The organism is Streptomyces rectiverticillatus, from assembly GCF_013394065.1.
Classification (GTDB): Bacteria; Actinomycetota; Actinomycetes; order Streptomycetales; family Streptomycetaceae; genus Streptomyces; species Streptomyces rectiverticillatus.
Genome location: NZ_CP040752.1, coordinates 2,691,098 through 2,706,755 on the forward strand (window position 1 = coordinate 2,691,098; position 15,658 = coordinate 2,706,755).

Sequence of the window (15,658 nt, forward strand, 5' to 3'; positions counted from 1 at the left end):
CCCCTCGCGCGTTGAACCTTCCGAGCACGCTCGACGCGGAGCGTAGTGGCACGGCGGAGGAGGGGTTTCCCTTGGTGGAGGCCGGAGTGGACAGCAGCAGCTCGCGGACGACGGCCCTGCACCAGCCGCGTCAGGACCGCAGCCCTTCGCCCTGCGCACCCCAGGCACCGGGCCTCGGCCCCGATGCCGGCCCGTGCGACCTCGTCACCGTCCCCGCCCGCCAGGGCCTGGAGGCGGTCGACATCCTCCGGCTGCGCGACGGCGTCGGCCCCGTCCTGCACGACGGCGAGTGCGACACCCTCGGCTTCCTGGTGCCGCCCGGCACCGCCGACGCCTGGGACGTCCCGGGCAGCGCCTGCACCCAGACCCACGGCCGGGGGCTGCGCGTGGTTCCCGACGAGCAGCCCCTCACCGGCGCCGGCTGGCTCGTCGCCCCGGAGGCCGCCTTCTCCTCCGCCACGGACCCGGCGGTCCTGCGCGACGCCCTCGGCGAGGCCGCCCGGACGATCGCCGCGGTCGACCGCTGCCGCTAGGCCGGCCCCGCCCCTGGGCGATACTTGCCGGGTGGGCAAGGTCAAGAAGAAGCAAGGGCGCGGCCGCGCCGCCGAAGCGGTCACCGAGCAGGTCGCGGGCGGGCTCGCCGAGCTCGTGCCCGACCGCGACCGCCCCCGCGGCTTCACCCTCCTGATCGACGGCGCGCCCCAGTCCCACGTCGACCTCGACGACCCCTCCTACCTGGACTTCGCCTACCAGCGCAGGCTCGGCCACCTGGCCGATCTCGTGGCACCGCCCGGCAAGCCCGTCCACGCCCTCCACCTGGGCGGCGGCGCCTTCACCCTCGCCCGGTACGTGGCCGCGACCCGGCCGCGCTCCACCCAGCAGATCGTGGAGATCGACGCCCCGCTCGTCCAGTTCGTACGGCGCGAGCTGCCCCTCGACAGCGGCTGGCGGATCCGGGTGCGCAGCGGCGACGCCCGCGAGGGACTGGCCAGGGTGCCGGACGGGTGGGCCGATCTGATCATCGCCGACGTGTTCGCCGGCGCCCGCACCCCCGCGCATCTGACCAGCACCGAATTCGCCGGCGAGGTGCGGCGGGCCCTGCGGCCCGGCGGCTTCTACGCCGCGAACCTCGCGGACGGCCCGCCGCTCGCCTATGTGAAGTCCCAGATCGCGACCGTGGGCACCGTCTTCCCCGAGCTCTGCCTGACCGCCGACCCGGCGGTCCTGCGCGGCCGCCGCTTCGGCAACGCCGTACTGCTCGCCTCCGACCACGCACTGCCGATCGCCGAACTGACCCGCCGGGCCGCCTCCGACCCGCACCAGGGACGCGTCGAACACGGCCGGGCGCTGGCCGACTTCACGGGCGGCGCGACACCGGTCACGGACGCGGCCGCCAAGCCGTCGCCGGAACCGCCACCGTCCGTATTCGACTGACCGCCGGCCCCGGACTCACGTCGTCCACGCGACGCCGGGCGCCGGGCGCCGATCAAGGCCGCCAAGACACCCGATGCTCCGACCAGTGGTCCCACGTCGCCATCATGGCCTCCCACCCGTCAGGGAACTTCACCGTGACCCCCAGCTGCACCGGCTCCGTCGACGGGTGTTCGTCCAGCAGGCGGTCCACGCCGGCGCGGCACACCACGATGCACGCGTGCCGGTGGCGGGAGGCGAGGACGCACAGGCGGCCCGTCTCCAGGTGGAAGGCCGTCGCGTCGGGGCGGCCCGACAGCGGGTGCAGCATGACCGTGACGTCGAACTCGCGGCCCTGCAGCCGGTTCGCCGTGTCCACCGTGACGTCCTGCACGCCCAGGCCGGCGAGCGCCGTCCGGACCGCCGCGGCCTGGTCGCGGTGGGCGGTGCCGACCGCTATCCGGGCGGCCGTCAGCGGCACCGGATCGGGCGCCGCCTCGCTGACGGTCACCCCGCCGCGCTCCAGCAGCCGCCGGACCACGTGCGCCACCGCGCCCACGGCCTCCGGGTCGGTGCGCGGCGTGTGACGGGCCGGCAGCTCCAGCAGGCCCCAGCCCGAGACGGCCGCCTCGTCCAGCACCCGGTCCGGGCCGGAGCCGTCCGACGCCACGCCGAAGGTCAGCCGCCGGTCGCCGTGGTCCGTGCCGCTGCGGAAGGGCGTGTACGGATAGAAGGCGGCCGACACCAGGGGCGCGGCGGAGGCGGGCAGCCGCCAGGAGACCGGCAGCCGGTGCTGCGGCAGGCCGGGGTTGTGGGCGAGCAGCGTGCTCACCGCGCTCGCCGAGGGGTCGTACGAGAGGCCGGCCCACTGCGCGACGCCGTCGGCCCCCACCACGCTGAACGGGTCCAGCTGGCCCGGGTCGCCCACGAACAGCGCCCGTTCGAAGAGCCCGGCCACGGCCAGCAGGGCGTCCGACCGCATCTGGTAGGCCTCGTCCACGATCGCGTGGCCCCACGGCTCGGCGACCTTGGTGTGCGCCCACTTCGCGGCCGTGGACACCACGACCGGAAGCCCCGCCAGCTCGGCCGCCTTCGCGGACGTGAGCACCGAGGGCAGGGCGTCGAGCGCCCGGTCGTAGGGGCTCGCGTCGCTGCTGTGCAGCCGCCCGACCGGCAGCTCGGGGTCCTTGGCGGCCAGCCGCAGCACCAGGTCGTCCACCTGGGCGTTGGTCTGGGCGACGATCATCAGCGGGCGGCCCGCCGCGGCCAGCTCCCGCGCGGCGCGGACGACGAGCGTCGACTTGCCCGCGCCCGGCGGGGAGTCGACGACGACGCCGCGCTCGGGGCTGTGCAGCGTGTCGTGCAGGATCCGGCGCGTGACCGCCTCGGCGGCCGCGCCCGGATCCGCGGCGGCGCCGCGCTGCGGCGGCAGCGCGCCCTCCGTGGGCACCGTGAACGTCCTCACAGCAGGTCCTCCGTGGTCACCGGGTCGGGCAGCTCGGCCGCCGGCTCGCCGGGCGGGCCGCCGTGCGTCCAGGGCGTGCGGTCGGGGTCGGGCAGCTCGGGGCCGCCGCGCGGGGCGTGCTCGAAGAGCGTCCAGCAGAGGCGGTCGCCCTTCTCCGGCACCGAGCCGGGCTCGGGCACCTTGCCGCGCCCCATGCCGCCGGTCAGACGCACCGTCAGCGCACCCGGCTCGCCGGGCACGTGACCGGCGAACTCGGCAGGCTGGGACTTGCCGCCCGGCAGGGCGCGGTGCACCTTCACCCCGCCGGACAGGAACGGGCTGTCGTCCGTGCGCAGCGTGACCAGCGGCCTGGGCCGCGGCACCTTCGCCTCCGAGTACTCCATCACCACGTCGGTGACCTCCCCCGCGAACGCCTCGCCCGCCAGCCGCCGCTCGGCCATCACCAGCGGATCGTCCAGCGCCTCCTGTGCGTCCAGCTGCGCCTGGGCGCTCTCCCGCGCCGCGAGCTTGCGGGCGGCCGTCACCGCGTCGTCCCGCCGGGGCTGCGGGGGCTCGCCGGCCCGTACGCGGTCCCGGTGCGCGGTGTAGGACCAGCGGTCGCGCTTCCAGCGCTCGCCGACCCGCTCCCCCTCGGGCAGGGCGCGCAGCAGGTCGACGCCGCGCCAGACCGCCTCCCACGTGGGGCGCAGCTGCGATTCCAGCAGCTCGCGGAGCTCCTGTTCGGCGCCGGGCAGGCCCGCGTCGAAGCGGGCGGTCGCCGGGGCGAGGAGCTTGTTGTCGAAGGCGGGGTCGGTGGCCGGGCCCGCGGGCGGGTGGAGCAGCTGCCCCACGGCGTCCCGCGCGAGCTCGGCGCGCAGCGCCGCCTCCGCGCCCGTCAGCCCGGCCGGGGGGTCGATCCAGGCGAGCAGGGCGCCCAGGTGCTGGTCCTCCAGGGTGCTCTGGCCGGTGGCCCAGTGGCGGGCGAGGAGCTGCGTCACCGGCAGGAGCAGCGACGAGCCGGGGACGCGGGCGCGCTCGCCGAAGTGCGTCAGCCAGCGGCCCAGCAGCGGGACGCGCGGCGGGGCGGGGTGGGGCGTCTCGGGATCCTGCTCGGCCGTGCGGCGGAAGCGCATGGAGCGCCCCAGCAGCCGGACGTAGGCGACGCCTGCGGCGCTCGGCACCAGCAGCTGCGGCGCACCCGCGCACAGCTCGGCCTGGACCGTCACCTTCTTGCCCGTCTGCGGGTCGGTCTCCTTGCGCTCCTGCGGGGTGACGTCCTCGGCGAACCCCTCGATGTACGGCAGCATCTCCTCGGCCAGCTCGGCGAGGAAGGCGGAGCGCAGGTCGCGGTCGCGCGGCTGCGGCACGGCCAGGAGGCGGGGGCGCTCCCGGTCGGTGCCCACGAGTGCGCCGAGCGGGGCGCCCGCCTCACCGGCGGTGGTCAGCGGGACGAACACCAGCGGCCGCTCCGCCAGATGCCGGTGGCGCACGGTGGTGAGGGGCCGGGCCCGGCCGTCCCGCACGGCCTCCATCCGGGCGAGCGTGGTGATCAGCGACATGCGGCCTCCGTTCCGGCGAGGGCAGGGGCGGGCGCGGGGACGGGCGCCGGGGCGAGGGCGAGGGCCTCCGCGCGGAGGGCGGCGGCGCGGCGCAGCGCGAGGACGGTGGGGTCGGCTGCGGCCGGGTCGGCGGCGGCCTCCGCCGGGGCGCCGGGGAGCGCGTGACCGCCGGCGGCCGCCCCGCCCGCCGTCCCGTCGAGCGCCGCGGCGAGCACGGACTCCACGGTGGTCAGGCCGCCCAGCTCGCCGCGGAGCCCGCGGCCCAGGGCGGCGACGGCGCCTTCGGAGCGGGCCCGGGCGCGGCAGTGGAAGGCCAGCTCGCAGGCGGCCAGGCACTCCGGTGCGTAGGCGGCGTCGACCGCTTCCACGGCGGCGGCGAGCTCTGCGGCGGGCCGGGTGGCCGTCCGGCCGTCGTCGGCCGGGCGGAGGTCGAAGGTGGTGCCGGCGGGCAGTGCCGCGGCGATGTCCTCGACGCGGGCGAGCCGGGCGAGCTGGCGGCGGGTGGTGGCGCGCGGCTTGCGGACGTCGACGAGCTCGGCGACGGGGACGTTGGCGAAGTCCTTGGGGCAGACGAGCAGGATCTCGTGGCGCACGCGCGCGGTGTCGCCGCCGTCGGTGCGGGCCGCGAGCTCCTCCAGGGCCAGGACGTAGACGGCGGCCTGCCGGGCCGCGGCGCCGGCCTTGCCGGGGTCGGCCGCGCCGTCGATCACCGGGAAGGACTTGATCTCGACGACCGTCCACGACCCGTCGGGGTGGACGACCACGGCGTCGGGCTCCAGGAAGGCGGGGGTGCCGGACACCGGGAGGGCGAGCAGGGGGTGGTCGAGGAGCGCCCAGCGGCCGGCGGCCGTGGCCTCGCGCAGGGCGAGCGCCGTACGGGCGGTGCGGCCTTCGGGGCCGCCGGCGGTGAGGTCGGGGACGTCGACGGAGCCGGGGGCAGGGGCCGGGGTGCCGTCGCGCAGGCGCTCGTGGAGCAGGCGGACGAGCTCCGTACCGCCGTCGGCCTTGGCGCGGGCCTCGAAGGAGTGGCCGCGCACGATCGCGAACTGCGACTGCCCGAAGGCGGCCGGCGAGCCGAGCGCCGCGGCCAGGGCGCCCTTGTCGATGCCAGCGCCGTCGAGCAGGACGCGGCGCCGGCAGCCGGGGTTGGCGGCGAGGGCCGCGAGGGCGCGGGCGTCGAGCGGGCGGGGCGGGCGGCCCGGCCCGCGCAGTTCAGCGAGCCGCTGCCGCAGCGCCGCCGGTGCGGCTGTCGCCGGCGGTGCCGGCCGGCTGTCGGGGGATGTGGTCACTGGCGTCCGCCTCGTGAGGTCGCTGCGGCGCTCCCGGACGGCCGTCTCCGGCGGCGGTGCCGGAGGCCGCGGCCCGGGGAAGCGCTGTACCCGCCGAAGTCTCGCACCCGCCACTGACATTCGCGGGCGTCCCGGCGGTTTCGCCGCGTCCCGCGCCGGTCAGGGGGCTCTTGACGGTCAGGCGGCTCTTGAGCAGGTCCACGAGACGCAGCGCGGGCTTGGCCAGCAGCAGGCCGGCGACCATGACGGCGGCGCCCGCGACGGCGTCGAGGAAGTAGTGGTTGGCGGTGCCCATCACGACGAGGGTGATGGCGAGCGGGTAGACGACGCCCGCGGCCTTCGCCCAGGCGGTGCGGCCCTGGCGCCAGAGGACGACGCCGCACCACAGGGCCCAGCCGACGTGGAGGCTCGGCATCGCGGCGTACTGGTTGGTCATGCCGCCGAGGCCGCGGGGGGCGCTGGCGTCGCCGCCCCACCAGCCGTAGGAGGCGTACTGGGCCATGGTGTCGACGAATCCGTACCCGCTGTCGAGCAGGCGGGGCGGGCAGGTGGGCAGCAGGGTGAAACCTATGAGGCCGATGAGGGTGGAGATCATCAGCCAGCTGCGCTGGAGGCGGTATTCGGCCGGTCGCCGCTTGAAGAGCCAGATCAGGATCGCCGGGGTGAGCAGATAGTGCAGGGAGGCGTAGGCGAAGTCGGCGGGTATGCCGAGCGCCGGGTGGTCGGTGAACAGCCGGTTCAGCGGGTGCTCGAAGTTTATTCGAAACGATTTCTCAAGATCGAGAATCGCCAGTCCGTGGTCGACGGCGGGCTGCACGCTGCCGCGGACCAGCAGCCGGCCGGCGGAGTACAGCGCGTACACCACGGCGATCAGCGGCAGTTCGGTCCACCAGCGCGGCCGCTTCCGAAGTGGTGCGGTGCGGTACATCCGGACGCTCTCCATATGTCAGACGGCCAACAAGCGCGCATGCAACCGTACGGTGTACGTCGCATGAGTCGCACACCGCCCCGCGACTTGAAGGAAACGCCGAGTTCGCCCGCTGTTCTGCCGTGCCGACAGGTGTGCGGGGGAGGAGACGTCTCGATTGACACCGGGGTTGCCTGTGACCGGTGTGAGGAACGCGTCGGCCGGGTGAGCGATGATGGAGGGCAAGCAGATCGTTTCTGTCGTTGTCCTTTTGAAATACGGGGACAGTGCGGTGATCTGTGATGAGTTCTGTTGGCAAAATCACCGAAGACGAAGACTGTGAGGGGCGCTCCATGGCACCGCGGATCCTGCTGGCCCGGCACGGACAGACCGAGTGGTCGCTGTCCGGCAAGCACACCGGCCGCACGGACATCCCGCTCCTCGATGAGGGCCGGCGCGGCGCCAAGCTGCTGGGCGAGCGGCTGCACCGCGCTCCCTGGGACGGCCTGCCGGACGTCGAGGTCCGCACCAGCCCCCTGCTGCGCGCCCACGAGACCTGCGAGCTGGCCGGCTTCGGCGACCGGGCGACCGCCTGGGACGCACTGATGGAGTGGGACTACGGCGCCTACGAGGGGATGACCCCCGCCGAGATCAAGGCGCAGCGTCCCGGCTGGCTGATCTGGCGCGACGGCGTCCCCGAGGGCGAGACCCTCGCGGAGGTCAGCGCCCGCGCCGACGAGGTCGTCGAGTGGGCCCGCTCCGCCGACCGCGACGTGCTGATCTTCGCCCACGGCCACATCCTGCGCACCATCGGCGCCCGCTGGCTCGGCCTCGACGCCTCCTTCGCGGCCCGCATCCGCCTCGACCCCACCTCGCTGTCCATCCTCGGCTGGGCCTACGACGCCCCGGCGCTCGAACGCTGGAACGACACCGGCCACCTCGGCTGACGCCCCCGCCCGGCCCGGGCGCCCCCGCGCGAGCTCCCTCCTACGGGTGAGGAGGGCGCGGCCGGAGCGACGATCGCCTCATCCGAGGGAATGATCGGATGCCGGAAGGGGACACGGCACAGCTTCGCGGAGCGGGGCCGTGCCGCCGACAGCGAAGGGCGTGAGCGATGGCACCCGGCAGCGTGACGGACACGGGCACCCCCGGGCGCCCTGCGCAGGGCATGGACCTCCCCGGGCCCGCCGGGCGCGGCGCACGGGGCCCGGCCCCGCTCCGGCACCCCGTGCCCGGGGCGTCCCCCGGGCCGTCCCGGCCCGGCCGGCACCGTCGCCGGGCGCTCGCCCCGCAGCCGTGAGGCGCGCCTCACGGCGCCGCGAGGCGGCCGCCGGCATCGCCGCCACCGCCCTCGCGGCGCTCCTCTTCGCCGCCTGCGCCGAGGACGCCGGGACCGGCGAGGACGGCGGGAGCGCCGCCGGCGGGCGGAGCACCACGGTCACCGTCGGCACCTTCGGCGTCTTCGGCTACAAGCAGGCGGGCCTCTACGCCGAGTACGAGCGGCTGCACCCCGACGTCACGATCAAAGAGAGCGTGATCGAGCGGAACGACGCCTACTACCCGCAGCTCCTCACCCACCTCGCGGCCGGCGGCGGCCTCGCCGACATCCAGGCCGTCGAGACCGGCAACATCAACGAGATCGTCACCACCCAGGCCGACCGCTTCGTCGACCTCTCCCGCGCCGAGGGCGTCCGCCGGAGTAACTGGCTGTCCTGGAAGTGGGAGCAGGCCACCACCCGCACCGGCCGCACCATCGGCCTCGGCACCGACATCGGCCCCATCGCCGTCTGCTACCGCAAGGACCTCTTCGCCCGGGCCGGGCTGCCCACCGACCGCGAGAGCGTCGGCAGGCTCTGGGCGGGCGACTGGCAGAAGTACATCGAGACCGGCAAGCGGTACAAGGCGCACGCCCCGGCCGGCACGGTCTTCACCGACTCGGCCGCCGGCCTCTACAACGCCTCCGTCCACGCCCACGCCGAGCGCTACTACGACCGCGGCGGCCGGCCGGTCTACCGCACCAGCCCCGCCGTCAAGGAGTCCTGGGACCTGGCCATGCAGGCCGCCCGGGGCGGGCTGACCGCCCGGCTCAAGCAGTTCGAGAAGCCCTGGGACCAGGCCTACGCCAACGGCCGCTTCGCCTCCGTCGCCTGCCCGCCCTGGATGCTCGGCTACATCAAGGAGAAGGCGGGCGCCGCCGGCAGGAACAAGTGGGACATCGCCCCCGCTCCCCGCCCCGCCAACTGGGGCGGCTCCTTCATCACCGTGCCCAGGGCCGCCCGGCACCGGGCCGCGGCCACCGCCCTTGCCGTCTGGCTCACCGCCCCCGAGCAGCAGGCCAAGCTCTTCGGCCGGCAGGCCAGCATCCCCTCCACCCCCGCCTCCTACGCGATGCCGCTCGTCCGGGACGCCCGCAACCCCTACTTCGGCGGCGCCCCCGTCGGCCGGATCTTCTCGGACGCGGCCCGCGCCGTCCCGACGCTGGTCATCGGCCCGAAGGAGGCACAGATCGGCACCGCCTTCACCGACGTCGGCATCCCCCAGGTCGAGCAGCAGGGCAAGTCCCCGGAGGCCGGCTGGAAGGCGGCGCAGAAGGAGATCGAGAACGCGGTGGACGCATGACGGCCACGGCCGGGACCGTCGAGGGGGCCGAGGCCCCCGTCCCGCGCCCGCCCGGCACGCACGGCGCCCGCCCGGGCCCGTGGCGCAGCCGCCTCTACCGCTGGGACGTCCGCTACAGCCCCTACGCCTTCATCGCGCCGTTCTTCCTCTTCTTCGGCGCCTTCGGCCTCTTCCCCCTCCTCTACACCGGGTGGGCCTCGCTGCACCGGGTCGAGCTGGCCGCGCCGGACCACATGGAGTGGGTGGGCCTGCACAACTACACCCGCCTGCTGGACGACGCCTTCTTCTGGCACGCCCTGCGCAACACCTTCACCATCGGCGTGATCTCCACCGTCCCGCAGCTGCTGATGGCGCTCGGCCTCGCCCACCTCCTGCACTACCGGCTGCGCGCCGCCACCTTCTGGCGGGTCGCCCTCCTCACCCCGTACGCCACCTCCGTCGCCGCCGCCACCCTCGTCTTCGTCCTCCTCTACGGACGCGACTACGGCATGGTCAACTGGGCCCTGGGCGTCCTCGGCATCGGCCCCGTCGACTGGCAGAACGGCACCTGGACCTCCCAGTTCGCGGTCTCCTCGATCGTCATCTGGCGGTGGACGGGCTACAACGCCCTGATCTACCTGGCCGCCATGCAGGCCGTCCCCGACGAGCTGTACGAGTCGGCGGCGCTGGACGGGGCCTCCCGCCGGCAGCAGTTCCGCTACGTCACCGTGCCCGCCCTGCGCCCGACCATCCTGTTCACCGTCGTCGTCTCCACCATCGGCGCCACCCAGCTCTTCGGCGAGCCCCTGCTCTTCGGCGGGGCGGGCGGCCAGAAGGGCGGGGCCTCGCACCAGTTCCAGACCCTCGGCCTCTACCTCTACGAACAGGGCTGGTTCAACTTCCACCTCGGGCGCGCCTCCGCCGTCGCCTGGACGATGTTCCTGATCCTGTTGCTGATCGCCGCGGTCAACATGCTCATCGCGCGGCGGCTGCGGAAGAGCCACTGAGGAACTGCCGTGACGATCACGACGACCGGACGACCGAGGCCCGACGGCCCCGGGCCCCAGCGGGCCCGGTCCCGCAGGGCGGGCCTGCGCAGGCCCCGCCTCCCCCGGCTGCCGCACCGGCGCGCAGCCGGCGCCGCCCGCACCCGCGCGGGCCGGCACCTGCACGGCGGCCCCCTCACGTACGCGGTGCTGTCGCTCTTCACCGCCGGCTCGCTCTTCCCGCTCGTCTGGACGGCGGTCACCGCCTCCCGGGACAACGCCCGCCTCGCCAGGACGCCGCCGCCCTTCTGGTTCGGCACCCGGCTCGCCGAGAACGCCGGCACCGCCTGGACCGAGGCCAACATGGGCCTGGCCCTGCTCAACACCCTGTTCGTCGCGGGCACCGTCGCGCTGGGCACGGTGGTCTTCTGCACCGTCGCCGGCTTCGCCTTCGCCAGGCTGAAGTTCCGCTTCAGCGGCGCACTGCTGCTCCTGACGGTCGGCACGATGATGGTGCCGCCGCAGCTCAGCGTCGTCCCCCTGTTCATGGTCATCGCCGAGCTCAAGTGGACCGACCAGCTGCAGTCGGTGATCCTGCCCACGCTCGTCAGCGCCTTCGGGGTCTTCTTCATGCGCCAGTACCTGCTGGAGGCGCTCCCCCATGAGCTGGTCGAGGCGGCGCGCGTCGACGGGGCCAGCAGCCTGCGCGTCATCTGGCACGTCGTCTTCCCCGTCGCCCGGCCCGCGATGGCCGTGCTGGCGATGCTCTCCTTCGTCCAGGCCTGGAACGACTTCTTCTGGCCGATCATCGCGCTGACCCAGGAGAACCCGACGGTGCAGGTGGCCCTCACCGGGCTCGGCCGCGGCTACGTCCCCGACCAGTCCGTGATCATGGCCGGCGCGCTGCTGGGCACCCTGCCGCTGCTGCTCGCCTTCACCCTCTTCGGCAAACAGATCGTCGGCGGCATCATGCGGGGCGCCGTCAAGGGCTGACCCCGCAGGCCCCGCGCCGCTCCCCCTCCACGCCCCCACCTCCCGGGAGACCCGATGACCGTGAACTTCCCGCCCGGCTTCCTCTGGGGCACCGCGACCGCGGCGTACCAGATCGAGGGCGCGCCCCGCGAGGACGGCCGCACGCCCTCCATCTGGGACACCTTCTCCCACACCCCCGGCAAGACCCTCGGCGGCGACACCGGCGACACGGCCACCGACCACTACCACCGCCGCGCGGACGACGTCCGGCTGATGGCGGACCTCGGCATCGGCGCGTACCGCTTCTCCGTCTCATGGCCGCGCGTGCAGCCCACCGGCCGCGGCCACGCCAACCAGCCGGGCCTGGACTTCTACCGCGCCCTCGTCGACGACCTCCTCGACCACGGCATCCGCCCCGTGCTGACCCTCTACCACTGGGACCTGCCGCAGGATCTGGAGTCGGCCGGCGGCTGGCCCGAGCGCGGCACCGCCCACCGCTTCGCGGACTACGCCCACCTCGTCGCCGAGGCCCTCGGCGACCGCGTCGAGATGTGGACCACGCTCAACGAGCCCTGGTGCAGCGCCTTCCTCGGCTACGGCTCCGGGGTGCACGCCCCCGGCCGCACCGACGACCTCGCGGCCCTGCGCGCCGCCCACCACCTGAACCTGGCCCACGGCCTGGGCGCCCAGGCCCTGCGCGCGGCCCTGCCCTCCCACGGGCAGGTGTCGGTCACCCTCAACCCCGGCGTCGTCCGCGCCTTCACCGGCGCCCCGCAGGACGTCGACGCCCAGCGGCGCATCGACGCCCTGGCCACCCGCATCTTCACGGGCCCCATGCTGCACGGCGCCTACCCCGAGGACCTGCTCGCCGACACGGCGGCGATCACGGACTGGTCGTTCGTGCACGACGGCGACCCGGCGGTCATCAAGCACCCGCTCGACTCGCTGGGCATCAATTACTACACGCCCACCGTGGTGGCGGCCGCCACGGTGGGCAGCCTGCCCGGCGAGGCCCTGGAGCCCTCGCCGTTCCCCGCGGCCACGGGCGTCGCCTTCCACCGCCCGCCCGGCAAGCGCACCGCCATGGACTGGTCCGTCGACCCCACGGGCCTGTACGACCTGCTGGTCCGCTTCGCCGAGGAGGTCCCCGGCCTGCCCCTGGTGGTCACCGAGAACGGCGCGGCCTACGACGACAAGCCCGGTGGCGACGGCACGGTGCACGACCCGGAGCGCATCGCCTACCTGCACGCCCACCTCGACGCCGTCCGGCGGGCGATCGCCGACGGGGCCGACGTGCGCGGCTACTTCCTCTGGTCACTGCTCGACAACTTCGAGTGGGCCTACGGCTACAGCAAGCGCTTCGGCGCGGTCCACGTCGACTACGCCACCCAGGTCCGCACGCCCAAATCCAGTGCCCGCTGGTACTCCCAGGTGGCCCGGACCGGCCAGCTGCCGCCGTACTGAGCGGCACCAAGCCGCCCTACCGACCGGTAGCGCATCCGGCCCGCGGCCGCCGGGGGCGCCCTTGCGTCGCGCAGGACAATGGATGGCGGTGCAGACGATCCTGGAGGTATGTACATGTCCGAGCCGCAGTCGGCTCCCGACGCGGGCCCGACCGAGCGACCGCGCCGCCTGAAGCCCGCGCAGCTGCTCTTCGAGCCCCCGGAGGCGGTCGCCGACCCCGAGCACTTCTTCGACCTGGAGTCGATCGAGGACCCCCGCGAGCTGCTCGCGCGCTCCACGGAGCTCGCGCTGGCGTTCCGCGCCGCGGCCGACCGGGCGACCGAGTTCCAGGCGGTGGCGGCGGCGCAGCTCGCCGACCCCCGTCGGTTCGACCGGCTGTCCACGGCCGTGATCGCCGAGCGCGCGGAGTGGAGCGAGGACTACGCGAAGAAGATGGTCGAGTTCGGCCGGGACCTGCTGCGCGGCGGCCGGACCGGAGAGTGAGCCGCGTGCCGTGACGCGCGCCGCACCCCGGCCCCGCGGCACCGCGCGCCCCGGACGGCCCCGGCGCACCCCGGCGAACCCCCTGCGTGCCCCGGCCACCAGCGGCGACCCGGCGGGGACCGGAACGGCCCATGGCACCGACCATGGGCCGTTGGCATATGCGGCGCGAAAAATAGCGCACCGCACCCCGCCCTGTCCCGACTTCCGCAACTACCGGATGCCCCGGCCGCCGCACCGCCCAGCATGGGCGCCATGACCTCTCGGCAGTACGACCCGCGCGATCCGTCCTCCCTGCGCCGCGGCGCTCCCGGTACCCCCTCCGGGCTGCCCCGCTCCGCCCACGTCACCCTCGCCGGGGCGGACTGGCTCGCCTCGGCCAGCCGCTTCCCCCGCAGCGTGCACGCCCTGTGGATCGACTGCCCGGCCAATCCGGTCGTGCTGCCCTGCGGCGTCGCCTTCGACGTGGTCAGCGCCCCCGACCTGTTCGGCCGCCGGGTGCTGGACCGGTTATGGGAGAAGGGCCCGGGCTCCGGGCCGGTCGCCGCCCAGCGCGGCCGGCTGCAGCTGTTCGCGGCCCCCGGCACGGCCCAGCGCCTGCCCGCGCTGCTCGGCTGGGAGGAGTGGGCCCGCGCGATGCCGCCGCTGCTGTGCCACGGCACGGGCGACACCGTGACCGTCCCGCCGCTCTACCCGTCCGGCCCGGAGGAGCCCGCGCCGCCCGTCTCGCGCTGGGTGGTCGCCCCCGAGGTGCGCCACCCGTGGCTGCCGGACGCCGAGGCGCTGCTGTGGGCCTGTGTGCGGGTGGCCCGCGCGACGGCCGGCTCGTCGTCGGCCGGCCTCCCCGCCCAGGCCGCCCCCGAGCCCGCCCTGTGACCGGGACCACCCCGCTGACCTGCACGAGCACCCTCGCAGCCCGCTGAAACATCCGGATTTTCGTTCCACCCGATCAGGGTGCTAGAGTCTTCTCTGTCAGCAGGCGCCGCTAGCTCAGTTGGTTAGAGCAGCTGACTCTTAATCAGCGGGTCCGGGGTTCGAGTCCCTGGCGGCGCACAGACAGTCGAAGGCCCTCACCGTCAGGTGAGGGCCTTCGTCGTGTGCACGCCCCATGTACGCGGCCGACGTGCGCCTCACGCCCGGGTCACCCCGACGGTCCACGACCCGCCGGCCGTCCTCCCCCGTACGGTCACGCGCACCCCGTCGGTCTCCGAGGACAGGGACTCTCCCACGCCCAGCGGCGCGTCGGCCAGCGGCGGGTAGACGGACTCGCCCCAGCAGGCCTGGTGGCCCGGGTGTCCGTCGAGCACCTGGACCGGCCCGCTGCCCGAGGCGGTGTCGCTGTGCACCCGGTAGACGAGGACGCCCTCGGTGCAGGCGCCGCTGTCGTTGCCGGAGGCCGAGCGCGCCTCCACGACGAGGGCCGTGGTGGTGCCCGTACGGATCACGATCATGCGGGTGCGCTGGTCACCGCCTACCTGCATCGGCGTCTCCAGCGGCTGGAGGGTGTAGAGGGCGCCGCTGGGGCCGCGGGCGCAGGCGACCTGGGCCGGCGTGAGCCAGCCGAGCTTCCACTTGTGCCAGCCGAACGGGTCGGAGGCGAGCCCGAACTGGCTTCCCATGAGGTCCCAGTCGCCGACGTGGGTGTCCCAGTCGCCCTTGCCGTCGGTGGGCCGGTGGTAGAGGTCGGGCAGGTCCAGGACGTGCCCGGTTTCGTGGGCAAGGACGTTGCGGTCGGGCGGGTGGTGCTCGAAGACGGTGACGATGCGGCGCAGCTGTGCGCCGTCGGCCTGCAGAGGCCGGTCGAGGTTGACGACCTTGGTGGCGTCGGAGTCGACGCCCGGGGCGTCGGGGTCGGCGACGAGGTAGACGAGGTCGTAGCGGCTGAAGTCCACGCCGGGGTCGGCGGCGGCGACGGCGTCGCGCAGGTAGTCGGAGCGCCGGTCGCCCTCCCAGTCGCGCTGTATGCGGTACGAGGTGGCGGACCGGGGCATCCTGACCCACCGCTTCACCGGGTGGGCGCGCAGGGAGAACCTCCCGTAGGAGGCCCGCTCGAAGAAGCGGCTGGTGGCGGGGAAGTGGTCGGCCGCGAGCTTCTCCGGGGACACCGCGGGCCTGGAGTCCGGGAAGGACAGGAAGATCATGACGGCGTCGAGCCGCCCGACGGGCCGTGGGTAGGCGGGGTTCCAGCTGTCGAGCCCTTCGGAGTGGTGGGCCTGGCTGCGCGGGAGCGCGCAGGGCCCGCCGGGCCCCACGGCCTGGGCGGGGACGGCGACGAGGGTGGTCGCCGCGATGGCGCACAGGACGGTGAGGACGGCCCCGACGCGGCGCAGCGGCCGCGGCCGGTCCACTCCCATGGGTGTCTGCGGACGCACCACGTCGACCTCCCGGGACGGATTCGGGACACCTCATCCACCCTCGGTGGATTTATGGTGGTATGCCCTATTCCGCTGCTCCGGTCGAGTGACTAGGCCGACTTCTGGGTACATCACACTCAGTCACTGATGGTCAATCGAGATGGTGTGGCACAACAGCCTCAGGCACGAGCGCGC

General features: G+C 74.6%; 14 protein-coding genes and 1 tRNA gene. 10 read left to right on the forward strand and 5 right to left on the reverse strand.

Features of this window, described 5'->3' with window-relative positions; genetic code table 11:
- The first annotated feature begins 86 nt into the window (after positions 1–86).
- Both FGW37_RS11535 and FGW37_RS11540 read left to right on the forward strand, forming a co-directional pair.
- Positions 87–533, forward strand: coding sequence for a hypothetical protein (locus tag FGW37_RS11535; RefSeq protein ID WP_229898863.1), 447 nt, complete (start codon positions 87–89; stop codon positions 531–533).
- A 31-nt stretch (positions 534–564) separates the two neighbouring features.
- Positions 565–1,434: a spermidine synthase gene (locus tag FGW37_RS11540; RefSeq protein WP_179080986.1), complete on the forward strand. Its 870-nt coding sequence runs from the start codon at positions 565–567 to the stop codon at positions 1,432–1,434.
- 52 nt (positions 1,435–1,486) lie between these two features.
- Here the strand turns inward: FGW37_RS11540 and FGW37_RS11545 are convergent, their stop codons facing one another.
- From FGW37_RS11545 to FGW37_RS11560, 4 genes are read right to left on the reverse strand one after another with little or no spacing between them, the layout of a single operon-like run.
- Complete coding sequence (locus tag FGW37_RS11545; protein ID WP_425506513.1) at positions 1,487–2,875, reverse strand: AAA domain-containing protein; 1,389 nt, start codon at positions 2,873–2,875, stop codon at positions 1,487–1,489.
- Positions 2,872–4,413: a hypothetical protein gene (locus FGW37_RS11550; protein ID WP_179080987.1), complete on the reverse strand. Its 1,542-nt coding sequence runs from the start codon at positions 4,411–4,413 to the stop codon at positions 2,872–2,874. The genes FGW37_RS11545 and FGW37_RS11550 overlap by 4 nt, the downstream gene beginning before the upstream one ends.
- Entirely contained in the window at positions 4,404–5,702 is a 1,299-nt protein-coding gene (locus tag FGW37_RS11555; RefSeq protein WP_179080988.1) for a hypothetical protein, read from the reverse strand. Before FGW37_RS11555 ends, FGW37_RS11550 begins: the two co-directional genes overlap by 10 nt.
- A complete protein-coding gene (locus tag FGW37_RS11560; RefSeq protein WP_179080989.1) occupies positions 5,626–6,630 on the reverse strand; it encodes a phosphatase PAP2 family protein in 1,005 nt (334 codons plus the stop codon). Before FGW37_RS11560 ends, FGW37_RS11555 begins: the two co-directional genes overlap by 77 nt.
- Positions 6,631–6,962: 332 nt before the next feature.
- Between FGW37_RS11560 and FGW37_RS11565 the strand changes: the two genes are divergently transcribed.
- From FGW37_RS11565 to FGW37_RS11600, 8 genes are all read left to right on the forward strand, one after another.
- Positions 6,963–7,556: a histidine phosphatase family protein gene (locus FGW37_RS11565; RefSeq protein WP_179080990.1), complete on the forward strand. Its 594-nt coding sequence runs from the start codon at positions 6,963–6,965 to the stop codon at positions 7,554–7,556.
- A 349-nt stretch (positions 7,557–7,905) separates the two neighbouring features.
- Positions 7,906–9,228 carry an ABC transporter substrate-binding protein gene (locus tag FGW37_RS11570; RefSeq protein ID WP_246430356.1) on the forward strand — a complete coding sequence of 441 codons (1,323 nt, stop codon included), beginning with the start codon at positions 7,906–7,908 and terminating at the stop codon, positions 9,226–9,228.
- On the forward strand, positions 9,225–10,214 hold the full coding sequence (locus FGW37_RS11575; RefSeq protein ID WP_179080991.1) for a carbohydrate ABC transporter permease: 990 nt from the start codon (positions 9,225–9,227) through the stop codon (positions 10,212–10,214). The genes FGW37_RS11570 and FGW37_RS11575 overlap by 4 nt, the downstream gene beginning before the upstream one ends.
- Before the next feature lie 9 nt (positions 10,215–10,223).
- Complete coding sequence (locus FGW37_RS11580; RefSeq protein WP_179080992.1) at positions 10,224–11,186, forward strand: carbohydrate ABC transporter permease; 963 nt, start codon at positions 10,224–10,226, stop codon at positions 11,184–11,186.
- Positions 11,187–11,240: 54 nt separating this feature from the next.
- Positions 11,241–12,629 carry a GH1 family beta-glucosidase gene (locus FGW37_RS11585; protein ID WP_179080993.1) on the forward strand — a complete coding sequence of 463 codons (1,389 nt, stop codon included), beginning with the start codon at positions 11,241–11,243 and terminating at the stop codon, positions 12,627–12,629.
- A gap of 114 nt (positions 12,630–12,743) precedes the next feature.
- Positions 12,744–13,112 (forward strand): hypothetical protein, encoded by a 369-nt coding sequence (locus FGW37_RS11590; RefSeq protein ID WP_179080994.1) that lies wholly within the window; start codon positions 12,744–12,746, stop codon positions 13,110–13,112.
- A 252-nt stretch (positions 13,113–13,364) separates the two neighbouring features.
- Complete coding sequence (locus FGW37_RS11595; RefSeq protein WP_246430357.1) at positions 13,365–13,985, forward strand: bifunctional DNA primase/polymerase; 621 nt, start codon at positions 13,365–13,367, stop codon at positions 13,983–13,985.
- 103 nt (positions 13,986–14,088) lie between these two features.
- A tRNA-Lys gene (locus FGW37_RS11600) sits at positions 14,089–14,162 on the forward strand.
- Positions 14,163–14,239: 77 nt separating this feature from the next.
- On the opposite strand, the gene FGW37_RS11605 is transcribed toward FGW37_RS11600, so the two are convergent.
- Positions 14,240–15,484: a M6 family metalloprotease domain-containing protein gene (locus FGW37_RS11605; RefSeq protein ID WP_246430358.1), complete on the reverse strand. Its 1,245-nt coding sequence runs from the start codon at positions 15,482–15,484 to the stop codon at positions 14,240–14,242.
- Positions 15,485–15,658 lie beyond the last annotated feature (174 nt).

Bases quoted from the DNA above. Each gene is read 5' to 3' on its own strand.
- FGW37_RS11550 (WP_179080987.1), bottom strand. From the start codon at position 4,413: ATGTCGCTGATCACCACGCTCGCCCGGATGGAGGCCGTGCGGGACGGC.
- FGW37_RS11560 (WP_179080989.1), bottom strand. From the start codon at position 6,630: ATGTACCGCACCGCACCACTTCGGAAGCGGCCGCGCTGGTGGACCGAA.
- FGW37_RS11565 (WP_179080990.1), top strand. From the start codon at position 6,963: ATGGCACCGCGGATCCTGCTGGCCCGGCACGGACAGACCGAGTGGTCG.
- FGW37_RS11575 (WP_179080991.1), top strand. From the start codon at position 9,225: ATGACGGCCACGGCCGGGACCGTCGAGGGGGCCGAGGCCCCCGTCCCG.
- FGW37_RS11585 (WP_179080993.1), top strand. From the start codon at position 11,241: ATGACCGTGAACTTCCCGCCCGGCTTCCTCTGGGGCACCGCGACCGCG.
- FGW37_RS11590 (WP_179080994.1), top strand. From the start codon at position 12,744: ATGTCCGAGCCGCAGTCGGCTCCCGACGCGGGCCCGACCGAGCGACCG.
- FGW37_RS11595 (WP_246430357.1), top strand. From the start codon at position 13,365: ATGACCTCTCGGCAGTACGACCCGCGCGATCCGTCCTCCCTGCGCCGC.